We start from the raw sequence: 17,575 nt of genomic DNA on the forward strand, positions 1-17,575 counted from the left end.
CCGGGGTATCCCATGTTGCGCAAATACACCTATCTGTTGGCTTTGGCCCGCGAACGCCATTTCGGTCGTGCGGCGGCGGCGTGCAACATCACCCAGCCGACCCTTTCCAATGCCATCCGCAATTTGGAAGAAAACCTCGACGTCGCCATTGTCGAGCGCGGCCAAAAATTTCAAGGCTTCACGGACGAAGGTCAACGGGTTCTAGATCATGCCCGGCGCATGGTCGCGGAACACGAATCGTTTATGCAATCGATTAGAGAAACAAACGCGGGTCTTAGCGGCATCGCCAAGATCGGCGTGATCCCGTCGGCGCTGCCGTCGGTGGCGCATCTGCTCGGTTCGTTTTCCCAGCAACACCCACACGTGCGCTTCACGGTGCGCTCGATAAGTTCTCGCCAAATTCAGCGCAACTTGAAAGAATTCGAACTGGATGTCGGCATCACGTACCTCAATAACGAACCACTCAGCGGTGTGATCACCACTCCATTATATGAAGAGCGTTATTTCTTCCTCACTCAGCGTAGCCTTGTGAATGAACGCTTGAGCGAGATGCCGTGGACGCATGCTGCCGATCATCCGCTATGCCTGATGACGCCGGACATGGAAAACCGCCGCATCACCGACACCGCATTCGACGCAGTTGGGCTGAACGTCACACCGGCAATCGAAACGAATTCCTTGATCAACCTGTATACCCTTGTGCGCCACGGTCCGTGGTCGAGCATCGTCACCAATCAACTGCTCACCTTGATCAGCCCCGACCCAAACCTCATCGCCGTTCCCCTGACGCAACCGACCATGAACCATATGGTCGGACTGGTTCACCCGGATCGCACGCCGCCCTCGCCCATCGCCATTGCATTGGCGGACATAGCTTCATCGCTACGAATACCCGATCCGATCACGGATGCCCTGCGGCGATAGTTTTTGCCTATCAGGCGATGAACAAATGAAATTTGATTGCAGCCTGTATTCGACCGATCTTCAGCGCAGCCTTAACATGACATTGGAGAACGGACATGTCCGGCCGTGCGATGTGGTCGGAAGAGCGCGCCTCTTCCCTTATCTCGAACCACCAAGACCAGCGTGGCGCGCTGTTGCCGATGCTGCATGCCTTGCAGGAAGAATTCGGCTGCATCGAAGACGCTGCCATACGCCTGCTGGCCAAGACCTTGAACCTGTCGCGCGCCGAGGTTCATGGCGTGGTGTCGTTCTATCACGATTTCCGCCGCACCCGCGCGGGCCGGCACGTGATTAAAATCTGCCGTGCCGAAGCCTGCCAAGCGATGGGCGCGGAATCCTTGATCGAACATGCCCAGCGTCACCTGTCCACCGACTTGGGCACCACCACCACGGACGACGCCTTTACGTTGGAAGCCGTTTATTGCCTGGGCAATTGCGCCTTGTCGCCCGCCATCATGATCGACGCTCAGTTGCATGGTCGTGTCGATGCGGCACGCTTTAACGCACTTGTCGGCGTTTACGGAAAGGATCAGTGATGCGCGCACAAACCATTTACATTCCCAAAGATGCCGCCGCCGTGTCGGTCGGCGCCGACGATGTCGCCGCCGCCATTGCAACTGAGGCTGAACGCCGCCGCTTGTCGGTCGAAATCGTACGCACCGGATCGCGCGGCCTGTTGTGGTTGGAGCCGTTGGTCGAGGTGAGTTTGCCTGAGGGCCGCGTGGCCTATGGCCCGGTGAGCGTCGCCGATGTGCCGTCGTTGTTCGACACCGGCTTCCTCAGCGCCGCGAACCATCGCTTGGCGTTAGGCTTCACCGAGGAGATCCCATATCTGAAAAACCAAGAACGCCTGACCTTTGCGCGTTGCGGCGTGATCGACCCGCTGTCGGTTGACGATTACCTTGCCCACGGCGGCATGGCAGGCGTAAAGCGCGCACGCGACATGACGCCCGCCGAAATTTGCGCCGAGGTGCGCGAAAGCGGCCTGCGCGGGCGCGGCGGCGCGGGTTTTCCCACCGGCATCAAGTGGCAGACCGTGCTCGACGCGGACGCCGATCAGAAATTCATCTGCTGCAACGCCGACGAAGGCGACAGCGGCACCTTCGCCGACCGCATGATCATGGAAGGCGACCCGTTTGCGCTGATCGAAGGCATGACCATCGCCGCTTTCGCCGTGGGTGCGACGCAGGGCTACATCTATGTGCGTTCGGAATATCCCCACGCCATCGCCACCCTGCGCGAAGCTATCGCCATTGCAGAGCGTAAAGGCTGGCTGGGCGACGGTTTGCACGGTACCGACCGGGAATTTCACCTCGACGTCCGGGTCGGTGCGGGCGCATACATCTGCGGCGAAGAAACCTCGATGCTCGAAAGCCTCGAAGGACGGCGCGGACAGGTGCGCAGCAAACCGCCCCTGCCCGCCTTGGAAGGCCTGTTCGGTCAACCCACCGTGGTCAACAACGTGCTGTCCCTGACCACCGTTCCGGTGATCTTGGCCAAAGGCGCGGATTTCTACCGCGATCTCGGCGTCGGTCGTTCGCGCGGCACGCAGCCGTTTCAGCTGGCCGGCAACGTCAAACGCGGCGGCTTGGTGGAAAAGGCTTTTGGCGTGACCTTGCACGACCTGCTTTATGAGTTCGGCGGCGGCACCGCGACGGGACGCCCCATCCGTGCGGTGCAGACCGGCGGACCGCTGGGGGCTTACGTTCCACCCAGTTTGTTCGACACCCCCGAAGATTACGAAGCCTTCGCCGCCCAGGATGCCTTGGTCGGCCACGGCGGCATCGTGGTGTTCGACGACAGCGTCGATATGGCCAAGCAAGCGCGTTTTGCGTTGGAGTTCTGCGCCCTTGAAAGCTGCGGCAAGTGCACCCCGTGCCGCATCGGCAGCCAGCGCGGCGTCGAGGTCATGGACCGCATCATCGCCGGCGATCGCCGGAACGAAAACCTCGCCCTGCTGAACGATCTTTGCGAATTGCTCACCGACGGGTCGCTGTGCGCCATGGGCGGCCTCACACCGCTGCCGGTGCAAAGCGCCTTGAAACACTTCCCCGAAGATTTCGGCCTCGCCCGCCCAACGGAGAAAATTGCATCATGAGCGTGTTGAAGGACAAAGATTACGGAACCCCGCCAGTGACCGGCGAGACCACCGTCAATATGACCATCGACGGCCGCGCCGTCAGCGTGCCCAAAGGTACCTCGGTGATGCGCGCGGCGGCTGAAGTCGGAATTTCCATCCCCAAGTTGTGCGCCACCGATTGTCTGGAGGCCTATGGCTCGTGCCGCTTGTGCTTGGTTGAAATCCACGGACGCAAAGGCACGCCTGCATCGTGTACCACGCCAGCCACGGAAGGCATGGTGGTCGCCACCCAAAGCCCGCGCCTAGCCAAACTGCGCAAGGGGGTGTTGGAGCTTTACATTTCCGACCATCCGCTCGACTGCCTGACCTGCGCCGCCAATGGCGACTGCGAACTGCAAGACATGGCCGGTGAAGTCGGCTTGCGCGAGGTGCGTTATGGCGATCAAGGCAAAAACCACCTAAACGCACCAACCGACGCCAGCAATCCGTACTTCGCGTTCGATGCCTCCAAATGCATCGTCTGTGCGCGGTGCGTGCGCGCGTGCGAAGAGGTTCAGGGCACCTTCGCCCTGACCATCCAGGGCCGTGGGTTCGACGCCAAGGTCAGCGCCGGAATCGGCGAAAGCTTCCTCGACAGCGAATGTGTGTCGTGCGGCGCGTGCGTGCAGAACTGCCCAACCGCGACATTGACGGAAAAAAGTGTGATCGAGCACGGCCAAGGCGAACACACCGTTTCGACCACCTGTGCCTACTGCGGCGTCGGCTGTTCGTTGAAGGCCGAGATGCAGGGCGAAACCGTGGTGCGCATGGTGCCCGACAAAAACGGCGGGGCAAACGCCGGGCATGCGTGCGTCAAAGGCCGGTTCGCGTGGGGCTACGCCACTCATAAAGACCGCGTCACCAAACCGATGGTGCGCGACAGCACGTCGGCCCCGTGGCGCGAAACCACCTGGAACGAAGCCATCGCGTTCGCTGCCACACGTCTCAAAGACATCCAAAAGCGTCACGGCGTCAAATCCATCGCCGGCATCACCTCGTCGCGATGCACCAACGAAGAGGTGTTTGTGGTGCAAAAGATGATCCGCGCCGCGTTCGGTAACAACAACGTCGACACCTGCGCGCGGGTCTGTCACGCGCCGACCGGCTACGGCCTGAAGGAAACCTTCGGCACCTCGGCTGGCACCCAGGATTTCAAGAGCGTCGAGAAAGCCGACGTGATCTTGCTGATCGGCGCTAACCCCACCGACGGCCATCCGGTGTTCGGTTCGCGCATGAAACGCCGTTTGCGCCAAGGCGCGAAGCTGATCGTCGCCGATCCACGACGGATCGATCTGGTGCAAAGCCCGCACATCCGTGCCCAGCACCATCTGCAACTGCGCCCCGGCACCAATGTCGCGATGGTCAATGCGCTGGCCCACGTGATCTTGAGCGAAGGCCTGGAAGATCGCGCTTTTATCGAAGAACGCACAGACTTGGATGCATTCACCGCTTGGGAATCCTTCATCCGTCAAGAAGAGAACTCCCCCGAAGCCCTGGAGCCCATTACCGGCGTGCCAGCCAAAGACTTGCGCGCCGCTGCACGCCTTTACGCCACCGCCGAAAACGGCGCGATCTATTACGGTCTCGGCGTGACCGAGCACAGCCAAGGTTCGACCATGGTCATGGGCTTGGCCAATCTGGCGATGGCGACCGGCAACGTCGGACGCGAAGGCGTCGGCATCAATCCGCTACGCGGCCAGAACAACGTTCAGGGTTCGTGCGACATGGGTTCGTTCCCCCACGAATTCAGCGGCTATCGCCATGTCAGCGACGACGTAACCCGCATCCAGTTCGAAACGATTTGGGGGGCCGAACTGGACTCCCAGCCGGGCTTGCGCATCCCCAACATGTTTGACGCGGCAATCGGCGGTGAGTTGAAGGGGCTGTTCGTGCAAGGCGAGGACATCGCCCAGTCCGACCCCAACACCCAGCACGTGCACGCAGCCCTGAACGCGTTGGAATGCGTGATCGTGCAAGACCTGTTTCTCAACGAAACGGCGGCCTTCGCCCATGTGTTCCTGCCCGGCACCTCGTTCTTGGAAAAAGACGGCACCTTCACCAATGCCGAACGCCGTATCAACCGTGTGCGCCCGGCGATGCGCCCCAAGACCGGCAAGCACGAATGGCAAGTCACCTGCGAACTGGCGACGGCCATGGGGTACCCGATGCACTACGACCATCCTTCGCACATCATGGATGAAATCGCCCACCTGACCCCAACCTTCCAAGGGGTGAGTTTCGCCAAGATCGACCAATTGGGCAGCGTGCAGTGGCCGTGCAGCGACGCCACGCCACCCGAAGGTACGCGCACCATGCACCAAGACGGTTTCGTCCGCGGTAAGGGCAATTTCGTCATCACCCAATTCGTGCCCACCGATGAACGCGCCAGCCGTTCGTTTCCGCTGTTGCTGACCACCGGGCGGATCCTCAGCCAATACAACGTCGGTGCGCAAACCCGGCGCACCGCCAATACCGTTTGGCATCCCGAGGATGTGTTGGAGATCCACCCCCATGACGCCGAACAACGCGGCATTCAAGACGGCGATGTGGTGTCCCTCGCCAGCCGCATGGGGGCGACCGCATTGACCGCGACCCTTTCCGAACGCATGCCGCAAGGGGTGGTATACACAACCTTTCATCACCCGGTAAGCGGCGTCAACGTCATCACCACCGAACGAGCTGACTGGGCCACCGACTGTCCCGAATACAAAGTCACCGCGGTGCAGGTCACGCGTTCGAATCAACGGGCCGATTGGCGACGGGTGCACTCGCCAATCGTAGCCGAGGTAGCGGAATAAAACATGGTCATTCCCGCTTTCCGTTCCCTGCAGCATTCGGCCTCTTGTTCGGTACTCACCGCAGGTTCGACTCATCGCAGCGACCAACGCGAACAGGCCATCGATTGGCATCTGGCCGAAGAGGTGCCCGTCGCCTTCGTCTACAACACCGCGCCCCATGCGGTGATGATGGCGACGCCGGCCGACCTGGAAGACTTCGCCCTGGGCTTTTCCATCGCCGAGGAAATCATCACCCATCCCGACGCCACCTTGCTGACCAAGGTCGAACATCACGATGCGGGTGTGCGTTTGTGCATTGCCGTCGATCCCGACCATGTGGGGCGCGGATTTGCTGCGCGCCGCTCCATGGCTGGACGCACCGGGTGCGGAATGTGCGGCATCGAAGATCTGCAGAACGCCGTGCGCAAACCCAAGCGCCTCAAAACGCCCGTGCCACATGTCGGCGTGGAGGCGATCATGCACGCGTTCGAACAACTGCCGCACAACCAGCCCATGAACAGTGTCAACAAGTCCGTTCACGCCGCAGCGTTTTGCGCCCCGGATGGGCGCATTCTCATGGCACGTGAAGACATCGGTCGGCACAACGCCTTGGACAAGCTCATCGGTGCCGTACACCGCGCGGGGCTATCGCCGTCACTTGGGTTCGTGGCGATGACCAGTCGCTGCAGTTTCGAGTTGGTGCAAAAAGCCTGCGCGGCGGGTATCCCCCTGCTCGCCACGCTTTCGGCTCCCACCGCGTTGGCGGTCGACTTGGCCGAGCGCGCAGGCATGAGCCTGGCCGCCCGCGCCCAGTCCGGCACGGTGGTCCGGTTTCGCTAAAGGAACCTAAACACCACTTATTATTGATAAAACAATAAAACATCCCGCTCAAAGAACGGGTACAATATTAAACAACACCGGGAAGCGACCTTTGGAGAGGCATACGGGCATGACAGTCTCAAAAAAACCTGTCGCGGCGCAACACAGCGACGACTTATCGCCGCCGACGCTGGCTGATTTCAGCGAAATGGTGGCGCGCTTTTACGACGGACCGTTGGCGCAAGAACCGTCGTGGAAAGGTTCTTTGGAAGCGGTGCGCAATTTCTTCCACGCCAACTATGCGGTTTCCATTTCACGCATCCCCACGTCGCCGGGACGCTCACGGACCATGTCGCACATCACCTACAGCGGCGTGCAAAACGTACCGGATGTGAACGAGTTCTATAACGAAAATTTTTACGCCATCGACCTGTTCGTCAATCTGCCCCAGGACAAGGCTTTCACGGCCCAGGACTTCGTCAGCGAAGAAGAGTGGGAAAAAAACGCTTTCTATCAGCAGTTCCTCGCCCCCATGGACGTCTTTCATGTGCTCGGCGTGGACATGTGCACCGCCGACGGCGGCGGCTGTCAAATTCGCATCTGCCGGCCCAAAAGCGCACCGAACTTTTCCCAGCAGGACAAAGAGTATCTGGAACTTCTGGTCGTACATATGAAACGCTGCGTGGAACTTCACGCCAAACAATACGAAACCCAATCGACCAATCAGTTGTTCGCCAGCGTCATTGATCGGTTGATGTTCGGATCGATCATTCTCGACCAGTACGGGTTCGTGTTGCGCCAGAACAAAATCGCCGAAGACACCATCGCACGCAAGGATGGCTTGTCGATCACCAGCGGCAAGGTCCACGCCTTGATGGAACGTGACAACAAGGAACTGCAAACGCTCATCACCAATGCCTTGGCGGTCCACAGCGGCGACCAGCCCAACATCGTCCAGGCGCTGTCCATTTCCCGCCCCCAAGGCGATTGCCCACTGGGTATTTTGGTGCGCAACGTGACGGCGGAATCGTGGGTGGAAGGCGACCGCAAGGCCGCCGTCGCGATCTTGTTTCGCGACCCCTTATGTGCAGTCGAAACCTCACACGAAGCCGTAAGACGGCTGTTCGGGTTCACCCCGGCGGAAGCGGGACTGGCGATGATTCTCGCCGATGGCAAGACCTTGGATGACGCCGCCGCTGAATTGGGTGTCAGCATGAACACGGTGCGCACGCACCTGAAATCGATGTTCTTGAAAACCGGCACCACCCGTCAAACGGATTTGGTGCGGATGATTTTGGGCAGCGTAGCAACCATTTACTAACAAACCTTTGCATCCCCCCCCCCCAAAAAAACCCGGATCTGGGGTAGCAGATCCGGGTTAAGTGGGAGAATTCCAATGAGCACTTGGAACTTAGGTCATCACGGTCAGGAACTTGTCGTTGATGACACGGTCGTGATAGAAAATGCCGCGTCCCGCTTCGTCGAAGGTCCATGTAATCGGTTCGAAATCGGGATAGGCTTCATAGCCGCCGCTGAAGGTTTCGAAACGATTGCCTGAATTGTCGAACGCATAGATGGTGGTGCCGCGGGTGATGCCGTGGCGCGTCGGCCCGATGTCGATGGGCACGCGGTTCATCGACATCAAGTCTGCGGCGCGCAGAACTTTTTCCCAGCTGTCCAACAAGTACGCGACGTGATGCAACTTGCCGGGCTCTTCATGGCGCACGAAGGCGATGTCGTGGGCTTTGTTCGACGTCGACAGCCAGATGGCGAGGTCGGCGCCGCCGTCGGGCAGCAAAACGTGTTCGACCAGATAGAAGCCGAGCACCTCTTCGAAAATCTTTTGCACCTTTTCGATGTCGGGACCGTACAGCAAGCAGTGATCCATACGCGTCGGCGCGATGCCGATTTCCGCTTCGCTGGTCCAGGCTTCGGGGTTGGTGTAGCTCTGACCATTGCCGACGTCGGTTTTGTGGGCATACAGCTCGATCAAGTGGCCGCTGGGAATTTCAAACCGAACGCGTTCGCCGGTTTCCAGCAAATCGCCTGCCTGAATGCGCTCGGTCTTCACGCCGTAAGCGTTCAAGTCGGATTCCAGCTTGTTCAAGGACGCCACGCCGTCGACCTTAAAGGCGAAGAAATCGATGCCCGCTTGGTCCGCTTGGCGCAAAATCACGCTGTTGTGGTCGCGTTCGTCCCAGGCCTTGAAATACACCCGTCCCTGTTTGTCGGTGCCCATGTTTTTCAGGCCCAACACGTTGCTGTACCAATCGACGCTTTCTTTCAGGTCGAGCACGCGCAGCTGTGCGTGTCCCGGCCGTAAAATTCCAGTCAATGCCATCGCTAAGTTACCTCCTGTCGTTGATCTATGTGCGGCTTACGCCCTCTGAATGCTTCAAAGATCCGTCGTTGTGCCGTCATTGCCGAGCACCCCTTCGGGGGCCAGGTTGATGATGCGGGTGAACAATTTTTTGTAGGCGTTGGTGGTGTCGGCATCGAAACAGGGATCGCCGTTTTCGGCGAACGCCGCCGCAACCACGCGCCAATCGTCGGCGCTGAGATGTTTGATCGCGGCGGGAATGACGACCCGCTCTTCCAAGCTCATGTGCGCCCACACGGCCTCGGCGAAGGCATCGACGGCATGAGACAATTCGTTAAATGCGCGTGCGCCTTGCGATGCGAAACGCTCTAGGCTGACCTCCAACGCATCGACAAGCACGAGCTCTCGTTTGTGCTGGCGTTCCAGCTCATCGAGAACCTCATCGACCTCATGGGTGTGTTCGCGCAGCTTGCGAAACAGGTAGAGCTCTTCCTTGGGGTGGTGCAGGGTTTCGGGAAAGTCGTGGATGTAACGCATAATGGCGCGAAACAGCGCGATGTCGGGCGCGCTACGCCCGGCTTGGATTTCCTGCACCAGATAGCGCATCGCGTGAATCACCGCCGACAGCGACAGGTGTTCTTGATGGATCGTCACCACCGCCGGATTGAGCTTCCATTCCGACTGATTGCTTTCGACCATGCTGACCAACACCGGTATTGGTGAATGGGCCAGCACCTTTTGCGTCTGCGATCCCAACACCAACGCCTGCAAGCCCCGCCGTCCATGCGACGCCATGAAAATCAGATCGCAACCGTGTTCCTTCGCGGCTTCGATGATCGCCTCAAAGGGCCGGTCCGCCGTGCGCACAATGGATTGGCACGGCACCTTTTTCATGCGCGCCTCGGCCTCGGCCTGGGCCACGTAGCCCTTGGCCGCACCTGCCGCATGTTCGACGAACCCGTCGGGATTGAGGGTGCGTTCCAAGGCCCCTCCATCGGTCGCGCCATAATCGCGGCGCGCCGATAGAAAGGTGATCTTGGCGCCGAGGGTTCTTGCGAACTCCACGGCCTTGCCAACCGTTTCGACCGACAAGTCGGAGCCGTCCGTGGGTACGAGCAAATGACGATACATGCGTCTTTCCGATCTCAGTTCAATGTCGAAACCTGCGGTCCGACCGACGCTTTAGGCGTCGGCGGTCAGTTCGCGGTGGATATCCGCCCACATCGAACCGGACTTGCGCGCCCCTTCGAGATACGGCTCGGGCACGATGTGGTACGGCGGACGGATTGGACCGGTCTTGATCAAACCGCCGGCTTCCATGCGCGCCTTTTCCAGGCCGATGTTGTAGGTGGAAAATTCCTTGAAGCTGCCGTTGGGGAACAACGGTGCGGCGGTCGCGCCGAGACGGCCGTTGAACGCCTTGGCCTTGCTCCAATCGCCGCTTTCGCGAGCCTCGACGACCAAGTCGCGCAGCGTGGTGGAGACGGACGGTCCGCACACCGCGCCGCTGCTCCAAAACGCGTCGATGAATTCGTCGGTGCGCGCGGCGGAGTAATAATCAAAATCGATCGGCAGCAGCTTGATTTGGCCCTTGGTCAAATGCAAATCGGCGGCCAATTGACCAATGCCCAGATACTTCGCCGTGACCACTTGGCGCACCTGCGCGACCTGGGCCCAGAACGGACGAGGAAACTCGAATTTGAACGCTTCGGGATTGGCGTAGACGGCAATGTTCATATCAGGCACCGCTTCGGCGACGTCCCTGTAAAACTGCACCGCGACCGGAACGCTCGGTGCGCACCACATCGGAATCCCCAACATGGTGCCGTCCGCACCCAGGTCGTGGGCATACTTGGTCATTTCAATGGTGTCGCGGGTGTTCATGCCCAAGGTGCCGACGAACAACGGCACCCGCCCGGCGACGGTTTCGACCAAAGTGCTCATGAACAGTTTCTTTTCGTCCCACGTCATGGTGGCGCATTCGCCCAAGGTGCCCATGGAGAGGATGCCGTTGACGCCGCCGTCGATCAGCATGTTGACCATGCGCACGGTCTCATCGACATCCACGGTGTTGGTTTCGCGCCAATCGCTGGCATTTTCCTTGGACGGGCTGGGAATGATCGCCCATGCGCCTTTGATGTCGTTGACTTCCAAGAGACCTTGACGAGACATGTACTGTTTTCCTTTTTGTATTGCGTTCGCTGTAGGCGTCGTTGGCGGCCGGGGAAACATTCCACCGAACCGCCAAGACACGCTTCACACGGGTTCCGCACGTTGGCGGATTGAGATGTATTCGAGCAGGCTCAGCAGATCGGCGAGACGTCCTCTGCGCCGAGCAACATCGAGCCCAGATTGATGGCCATGCCCTCGACGTGCATCGAGATGTGGTTGGTGCCCGCCAAAACGTTGCGCAACACCGCCTGCATGTGATTGTCGAGCATGATGCCGCGCGCGCCGGTGGCCTTGTACAAAAGCATCACCGCGTCTTCGCAGTCCTTGCCGCACTGGGCCGCCTCGGCCATGTAATGCATGCGGTCGGGCACCGGAATGGCTTCGCCGCGCTCGATAAAGTCGGTCATTTCGAAGACGACCTTTTCCAGACGCGCAATCGCACCACGCACCAACACCGTAGCCTTGCCAAGGCGCGCACGCACAAACGGGTCTTGGGTCGCGGGCGCCCGGCCCGAGCCCATGTCGAAGCTGCCGACGCGCGCCCCCATCTGTTCGACCAGTTCATCCAAACCGCCGCGGGTGCCGCCGATGACGGCCGATGCGACACAGAAACCGAACGCCACCCAGAACGGATAACGATAGTGCTTGGGCAGTTTGTCTTGGCCCAACATCAGATGCGCTTCGATCAGGCTGTGACTGTGATCTTCGGGAACGAACACATCGGTGATTTGAATATCTTTGCTGCCGGTTCCGGCCAAACCGAAGGTTTGCCACGAGTCCGGATCAATTGTGTATTCGGATGCCGGCACCATGCACACGCGATAGTCCGGACGATCGTGACCGGGAATTTGCACCATACCGCCAACAACGACGTGTTGGGCATGATCGATGCCGCTGCAAAAACGCCAGCAGCCGTTCAGCTTATAGCCGCCATCGACCTTTTCCATTTGCCCCAGCGGCGCATAGGACGAAGCCACCAAGGCGTCTTGATCGTCGCCCCACACCGCGTCGCACGAGGCTTTGCCCATCATGTAGACTTCGTAGCTGTGCAGCGCCAAGACCATCAGTACCCAGCAGCTCGACATGCAGCCGCGACCGACTTCGTGCAAAACCCGATAGAGCGTTAACGGTGACATGCCATAGCCGCCGTATTCGGTCGGCTGAACGATTTTAAAGAAACCCGCCGCGCGGAAATCGTCGATGGTTTCCTGCGGAACGGAACGCAGCGATTCACAGGACTTCGAACGTTCCTTCAAGACCGGAATCAGCGCTTGAGCGCGAGCAATCAGGTCACCCTCGGTTGGCGTATCAACGGTATTTGTTTGCGCAAGCGGCATAAAGCTATCCCCTAAATCTTTGGTTACTCGAGCACCAATTTCGATCTCTGTTCATGGTGAACGTGAAAGACACACTGGTGAGTAACGGCTGTTCTGATCTTTGTTATTGAAGGAAGGATATTGGTCGGCTCCTCCCACGGTCATCACCCAATCAGGTGATATGAAACGCGCTACGAAATCGTTTTTGCGGCACTTGCGGGCTTCAACAGGAAGAACGCCAGCGACGGCAACAACACCAGGGATCCGATCATGTTCCAAAGGAACATGAACGCGAGCAAGATCCCCATATCGGCTTGAAACTTGATCGGCGACCACACCCACGTCATCACCGCGATGGCCAAGGTGAAACCGGTCAGCATCACCACGCGTCCGGTAAAGCGCATCGCGATGTGATAGGAATGTACCAGGCTGTCGCCTTGACGCAGGCTGTTGAGCATCACCGTCAGCACGTACAGCGCATAATCAACACCAATGCCCACGCCCAAGGCGATCACCGGCAAAGTGGCGACCTTAACGCCGATGCCCAATCCCACCATCAACGCTTCGCAAAGGATTGACGTCAGCGCCAACGGCAAGATCGCGACCACCACCGCCCGCCAGGACCGGAACGTCACCCAGCACAACAACGTCACCGCACCGTAAACCCACAGCAACATGGTGTTGGATGCGTCCTTGACGACGATGTTGGTTGCCGCCTCGATACCGGCGCTGCCTGCCGCTAACAAAAATTGCACATCGGCGGTGTTGTGCTCAGAAGCGAAGCTTTCGACGTGGTTCACAACCCGAGTCAGGGTGTCGGCCTTGTGGTCCTTGAGGTAGACGTACAAGGTCAGCAGGCTGCATTGCTGATTGAACATCTCACGCGGTGCACGGGTCTGCACCGAACCCAGCGCGCCGCGATTGGCGATCAGTTCGAACCATTTGAAATTGCCTTCGTTGTAACCGACGGTGAACAGCTTCGACAGCGCGGCCATGGAATTGGTCGAATCGACACCCGGCAACTGTTCCAGTTCCCACGCCAATTGATCGACCTTCGACAACGTGTCGTATTCGGTGCATCGATCCGGTGGCGTGCGCACCATGACGACGAACACGTCGCTGCTGGCCATGTAGTTGCTGACCATGAAGGCATTGTCTTGGTTGTAACGGGAATCGGGCCGCAGCTCCGGCGCGCCGGGATCCAAGTCGCCGATTTTCAAATGCTGACTGACGGCAAATCCACCCACCGCCAAGATCACCCCCACCGCCACGGTACCAGGTGCCCAGCTGCGTGAGGTGAAGCGTTCCAAAAACAAAAACAGGCCTTTTTTGCCTTCATTTTCGCTGTCTTGTTCCAACTTCAGGCAACGTTCGGCCGCGCGTTTACTGACGCCGACATACGACAACAAGATCGGCAGCAAGATCAGATTGGTGAAGATCAACACCGCGACGCCGATGCTGGAAATCAAGGCTAGGTCTTGGATGACTTCGATGTCGATGATCAACAGCACCGCAAAGCCGACCGCGTCGCACAGCAGCGCCGTCATGCCCGCGACGAACAACCGGCGGAAGGTGTAGCGCGCCGCCACCACCCGGTGGGTCCCGCGCCCGATGTCTTGCATGATGCCGTTCATTTTCTGCGCGCCGTGGCTCATGCCGATGGCGAAAATGAGAAAGGGCACCAAAATCGAATACGGGTCGAGCTCGAAGCCCAGCATCACCACCAGGCCCATTTGCCACGACACTGCCACCATGGAACACGCCATCACCAGCAGCGTACTGCGCAAACACCGGGTATAGGCGAACAACACCGCAGTCGAGATCACCGCCGCGACGGCGAAGAACATCAAAACCTTTTCCAGGCTGTCGATCAGGTCGGCGACGATCTTGGCGAAACCGGTGACATGAATGCGGATCTTGTCGTTTTGGTACTTAGCCCGGATCTGTTCGATATGATCGCCGAACGCGCTGTAATCGAGCGGCTCCCCGGTTTGCGGATTGAAGTCGAGCAACGGAATAAAGATGATAGAAGATTGGAAATCCTGCGCGATCAAACGGCCGATTTCACCCGAGCGTTCGACGTTGGCGCGCAGTTGTTCAAGACTTCCGGGTGAACCGTCGAACCCGTCAGGCACCACAGTGTCGCCGTCCAAGCCTTCTTCGGTCACGGCGGTCCAGCGCGTCGTCGGCGTCCACAACGACTTCATGTACGGCCGGTCGACGCCGGGCAGCAGGAATATTTCATCGTTGATGCGGCGCAGGACATCCATGTATTCGGCGTCGAAGATGGTGCCGTTTTCGTTTTTGACGGCCAATCGAACAGCGTTGCCAAGTCCCTTGAGATCATTTTTGTTTTCGAGATAATTCGCCACGTAAGGATGCGCCGTGGGAATCATCTTTTCGAAGCTGGCATTCAGCTTCAAGCCCATCGATTGCCATCCCAAAAAGACAGATACGAGAAGACACGCGACCGCAACCCACAGCCGGTTGTTGAACAACACGCGCTCGGCCAGCGAACCCGACTGCGGATCGAAATCGGCAATGCTGCTGATGACGGGATGCTGATCTTTCTTTTGGATATGCAACTTCTCATGCCTCCGGGAAGCGGCTGTCGGGGGGATCAGCCGATATTTTTTGTTTAGTTTCTGGAACCCAGATCGATGCGCTTCACGCCGCGCAGGCTGCCGATGACAATGGCGCCGTCATCGGTTTGAACCACACTGGTCGCCGGCAACGGTTGGCGCATCGGTTGCGGCTTGAAATCGAGACCCTGGTCCGAACCGATGAACACTTCACCGGATTGACTGACCAACGCCAAAGAACCGTTCGAAAGCCGCACGCCGTCGCTGATGGACACCTGACTGGATAGATCGACCTTGTTCCAGGTCACTCCCCCGTCGGCGCTGCGGTAAGCGTTGGCGCGCAATCCAAAAACGATCACGTCGCCGGACCGATCGGCTATCAGGCCGAAATAACTGCCTTCGTAAGGTGTTTGCAGTGCTTTGAATTGCGCGCCGCTGCGATCGGCCTTGAGCAACAACCCCTGCTCGCCGACGATATAGATGTCATCGCCGACGGCGCGGATGCCGTACAGGTGCAGCCCACCGGGGTTGTCCACATGCGCTTGCCACGACGTCCAGGTCTTGCCCCCGTCGTCGGTACGGAAAATCAGGTTGTAAGCGCCAATGACAAAGCCGGTGTTCTCGCTGACGAACAGCACATCCAAGAACGGTTTATCTGGGCCATCGGCAACCAGATAGCGGGCCTCGCTCAGCGCGCGCGCCGCCCCTTCGGGATCGGCGATGGCGCGTTGTTCTGCCGCCTGCAAAGCTAGGGTCGCGGCTTGCTGGCCGTCCAACTGCTTGGTCCAGGTTTCACCACCGTCATCGGTGTGCAAGACGATGCCGAAATGTCCGACTGCCCACCCAGAAGTGCTTGAGACGAAATTCACCGCCGTCAGCGTCACCGAAACCGGCACCGTCACTTGACGCCAAGTCAACCCGGCGTCGTCGGAGAGCAGGACAATGCCCCGCTCTCCAACCGCAACCAGACGTTCCCCGGCCTTGGTGACCGACAAGATGGCCGAGCTCGACGCCCGTTCGCTAACCACCGCCGGTGTGTCGAGAACCGGAAAAACATCAGCTGCTGGTGCCGCAAAACCTACGGAGGGGAGGATACCGAAGAACGGCACCAGCAACCAATTGCTTAAGCGCATGCGCTTCATCGCGCCCCCAGATTGGCGAGTTCGCCAGGACTGAAGAAGCTTTGACGCAACCGCTCGATCGGGGCGTACTGACGCGGCTGCTCGTTGGATGCGGCGTTGTGGAAATACGCGCCCGTTTGCAGATTGTAGGTGCCCCAGTTGACCAACCCGGTGAGTACGGGAATGTCCGGCGCCAACAACGTCAAGGCGTAGTTCAAACGCCAGATGTTGCCTTGCGCGTCCCAACCGTCTTGCAGCAGGATCTGCCACGTGTCTTCATCGATGTAGTACTTGCGCTTGGGCACAACGTGACGCTTGTCGGACTTCAAGGTCGCCTCGACCACCCACACGCGGTGCAATTCCCAGCGCACCAAGTCGGGATTGAGGAACTTCGGCCCGATCAACTCGTCAACGGTGGCGTTGGCGGCGCGATTGTTGTTGTAGGGCACGTACATTTCCTGCTTGCCGACCAACTTCAATTCATGACGGTCGATGGGGCCGAGCAGCATGAACGCTTCATCGAACAGGCCGATGCCCGAAGTCACGAAGTCCGGCGTGTCGTAGGAAATCGTCGGCGCTTTGCGCACCCGGCGCTGACCCACCAAATATTGCCAGATGCCCCGTGCTTGCTTCGACATGTCGACGGGTTCGTGCAGCAAGATCGCCTCGCCCGCTTTAGACACCGGCGCGCTGGTCAACAGACGTGCACGTTTGTAATAGCCGTCGAAGTCTTCCAACTTACCGTCTTCAAAATAGTACGGCCGTTGATCGAATTCCTGCGCCTTGGTCGCCAACACACGATTTCCGTCGCGCGTCACCACGTAGGTGATCATCGGGAATTCAACAGTCTGGCCTTGCCATGCAAGACGGTGGTTGATGATCGCCTCGTAGCCGTTTTTGACGATCGGAAACGGAATGCCGCCATATGCGCCTTCCACGCCTTGCTTATCCTCGGACAACTTCGCCCGCGTGGCGTTTTTCTTTGTGTTGTCATAGACCCATTGCGGTGCGGCTGCGGTGCGGTGGGTCGGGTAAACGTCGAGACGAAAGTCGGGGTACTTTTTCAACAGTTCCTTGACGCCGTCGGTCAATTTGTCGGCGTGTTGGTCCATGTTGGCGCTGGTGATCGACAAGCGCGGTTTTTCCCCGGCGAAGAAATCGGGGCGCGGCGTACCACTGACGTAATCTGCGGGCACTTTGGTGTAGCCGCCATCCCATGCCGGAATGGTGCCGTCCGCGTTGCCGGCGCGTTCGGCGCCGAAAGGCGTCAATTCACCGCCCAGTTTAGAAGCTTCTTCGGCGGTGGCGCCGATCACGTTGGACGCGAAGCTCAGCGACAACACTGCCGCGATTGTCGGCAGAGTCAGTTTTTTGGTCATTTGGATA

Annotated in this window: 13 protein-coding genes; 6 read left to right on the top strand and 7 right to left on the bottom strand. The window is 59.0% G+C overall.

Features of this window, described 5'->3' with window-relative positions:
* Positions 1-12 precede the first annotated feature (12 nt).
* From VIN96_RS14585 to VIN96_RS14610, 6 genes are all read left to right on the top strand, one after another.
* Complete coding sequence (locus VIN96_RS14585) at positions 13-924, top strand: LysR family transcriptional regulator (RefSeq protein WP_331897131.1); 912 nt, start codon at positions 13-15, stop codon at positions 922-924.
* A 95-nt stretch (positions 925-1,019) separates the two neighbouring features.
* Complete coding sequence (locus VIN96_RS14590; RefSeq protein ID WP_331897132.1) at positions 1,020-1,499, top strand: formate dehydrogenase subunit gamma; 480 nt, start codon at positions 1,020-1,022, stop codon at positions 1,497-1,499.
* Positions 1,499-3,061, top strand: coding sequence for an NADH-quinone oxidoreductase subunit NuoF (locus VIN96_RS14595; protein WP_331897134.1), 1,563 nt, complete (start codon positions 1,499-1,501; stop codon positions 3,059-3,061). Before VIN96_RS14590 ends, VIN96_RS14595 begins: the two co-directional genes overlap by 1 nt.
* Positions 3,058-5,880: a formate dehydrogenase subunit alpha gene (gene fdhF, locus VIN96_RS14600; RefSeq protein ID WP_331897136.1), complete on the top strand. Its 2,823-nt coding sequence runs from the start codon at positions 3,058-3,060 to the stop codon at positions 5,878-5,880. Before VIN96_RS14595 ends, fdhF begins: the two co-directional genes overlap by 4 nt.
* Before the next feature lie 3 nt (positions 5,881-5,883).
* Positions 5,884-6,699 (top strand): formate dehydrogenase accessory sulfurtransferase FdhD, encoded by an 816-nt coding sequence (gene fdhD, locus VIN96_RS14605; RefSeq protein ID WP_331897138.1) that lies wholly within the window; start codon positions 5,884-5,886, stop codon positions 6,697-6,699.
* A 109-nt stretch (positions 6,700-6,808) separates the two neighbouring features.
* Positions 6,809-7,999 (top strand): helix-turn-helix transcriptional regulator, encoded by a 1,191-nt coding sequence (locus tag VIN96_RS14610; RefSeq protein ID WP_331897140.1) that lies wholly within the window; start codon positions 6,809-6,811, stop codon positions 7,997-7,999.
* Between the two features lie 90 nt (positions 8,000-8,089).
* On the opposite strand, the gene VIN96_RS14615 is transcribed toward VIN96_RS14610, so the two are convergent.
* The 7 genes from VIN96_RS14615 to VIN96_RS14645 all read right to left on the bottom strand — a co-directional run bounded on the left by VIN96_RS14615 (position 8,090) and on the right by VIN96_RS14645 (position 17,568).
* Entirely contained in the window at positions 8,090-9,019 is a 930-nt protein-coding gene (locus tag VIN96_RS14615) for a catechol 2,3-dioxygenase (RefSeq protein ID WP_331897142.1), read from the bottom strand.
* A gap of 54 nt (positions 9,020-9,073) precedes the next feature.
* Positions 9,074-10,129, bottom strand: coding sequence for a universal stress protein (locus VIN96_RS14620; protein ID WP_331897143.1), 1,056 nt, complete (start codon positions 10,127-10,129; stop codon positions 9,074-9,076).
* Between the two features lie 51 nt (positions 10,130-10,180).
* Positions 10,181-11,170, bottom strand: coding sequence for a dihydrodipicolinate synthase family protein (locus VIN96_RS14625; protein ID WP_331897144.1), 990 nt, complete (start codon positions 11,168-11,170; stop codon positions 10,181-10,183).
* Positions 11,171-11,301: 131 nt separating this feature from the next.
* The gene (locus tag VIN96_RS14630) at positions 11,302-12,507 is read right to left on the bottom strand and encodes an acyl-CoA dehydrogenase family protein (RefSeq protein WP_331897145.1); all 1,206 of its coding nucleotides are present in this window, start codon (positions 12,505-12,507) and stop codon (positions 11,302-11,304) included.
* A gap of 170 nt (positions 12,508-12,677) precedes the next feature.
* On the bottom strand, positions 12,678-15,038 hold the full coding sequence (locus VIN96_RS14635) for an efflux RND transporter permease subunit (RefSeq protein WP_349257170.1): 2,361 nt from the start codon (positions 15,036-15,038) through the stop codon (positions 12,678-12,680).
* Between the two features lie 86 nt (positions 15,039-15,124).
* On the bottom strand, positions 15,125-16,210 hold the full coding sequence (locus VIN96_RS14640) for a WD40/YVTN/BNR-like repeat-containing protein (RefSeq protein WP_331897147.1): 1,086 nt from the start codon (positions 16,208-16,210) through the stop codon (positions 15,125-15,127).
* Positions 16,207-17,568 carry a DUF1329 domain-containing protein gene (locus tag VIN96_RS14645; RefSeq protein WP_331897148.1) on the bottom strand — a complete coding sequence of 454 codons (1,362 nt, stop codon included), beginning with the start codon at positions 17,566-17,568 and terminating at the stop codon, positions 16,207-16,209. The genes VIN96_RS14640 and VIN96_RS14645 overlap by 4 nt, the downstream gene beginning before the upstream one ends.
* Positions 17,569-17,575 lie beyond the last annotated feature (7 nt).

It is taken from the genome of Magnetovibrio sp., assembly GCF_036568125.1.
Classification (GTDB): domain Bacteria; phylum Pseudomonadota; class Alphaproteobacteria; order Rhodospirillales; family Magnetovibrionaceae; genus Magnetovibrio.

Excerpts from the sequence above, each read along its gene's own strand:
- VIN96_RS14585 (WP_331897131.1), top strand. The coding sequence starts at position 13 with ATGTTGCGCAAATACACCTATCTGTTGGCTTTGGCCCGCGAACGCCAT.
- VIN96_RS14590 (WP_331897132.1), top strand. The coding sequence starts at position 1,020 with ATGTCCGGCCGTGCGATGTGGTCGGAAGAGCGCGCCTCTTCCCTTATC.
- VIN96_RS14595 (WP_331897134.1), top strand. The coding sequence starts at position 1,499 with ATGCGCGCACAAACCATTTACATTCCCAAAGATGCCGCCGCCGTGTCG.
- fdhF (WP_331897136.1), top strand. The coding sequence starts at position 3,058 with ATGAGCGTGTTGAAGGACAAAGATTACGGAACCCCGCCAGTGACCGGC.
- fdhD (WP_331897138.1), top strand. The coding sequence starts at position 5,884 with ATGGTCATTCCCGCTTTCCGTTCCCTGCAGCATTCGGCCTCTTGTTCG.
- VIN96_RS14610 (WP_331897140.1), top strand. The coding sequence starts at position 6,809 with ATGACAGTCTCAAAAAAACCTGTCGCGGCGCAACACAGCGACGACTTA.
- VIN96_RS14615 (WP_331897142.1), bottom strand. The coding sequence starts at position 9,019 with ATGGCATTGACTGGAATTTTACGGCCGGGACACGCACAGCTGCGCGTG.
- VIN96_RS14620 (WP_331897143.1), bottom strand. The coding sequence starts at position 10,129 with ATGTATCGTCATTTGCTCGTACCCACGGACGGCTCCGACTTGTCGGTC.
- VIN96_RS14625 (WP_331897144.1), bottom strand. The coding sequence starts at position 11,170 with ATGTCTCGTCAAGGTCTCTTGGAAGTCAACGACATCAAAGGCGCATGG.
- VIN96_RS14630 (WP_331897145.1), bottom strand. The coding sequence starts at position 12,507 with ATGCCGCTTGCGCAAACAAATACCGTTGATACGCCAACCGAGGGTGAC.
- VIN96_RS14640 (WP_331897147.1), bottom strand. The coding sequence starts at position 16,210 with ATGAAGCGCATGCGCTTAAGCAATTGGTTGCTGGTGCCGTTCTTCGGT.
- VIN96_RS14645 (WP_331897148.1), bottom strand. The coding sequence starts at position 17,568 with ATGACCAAAAAACTGACTCTGCCGACAATCGCGGCAGTGTTGTCGCTG.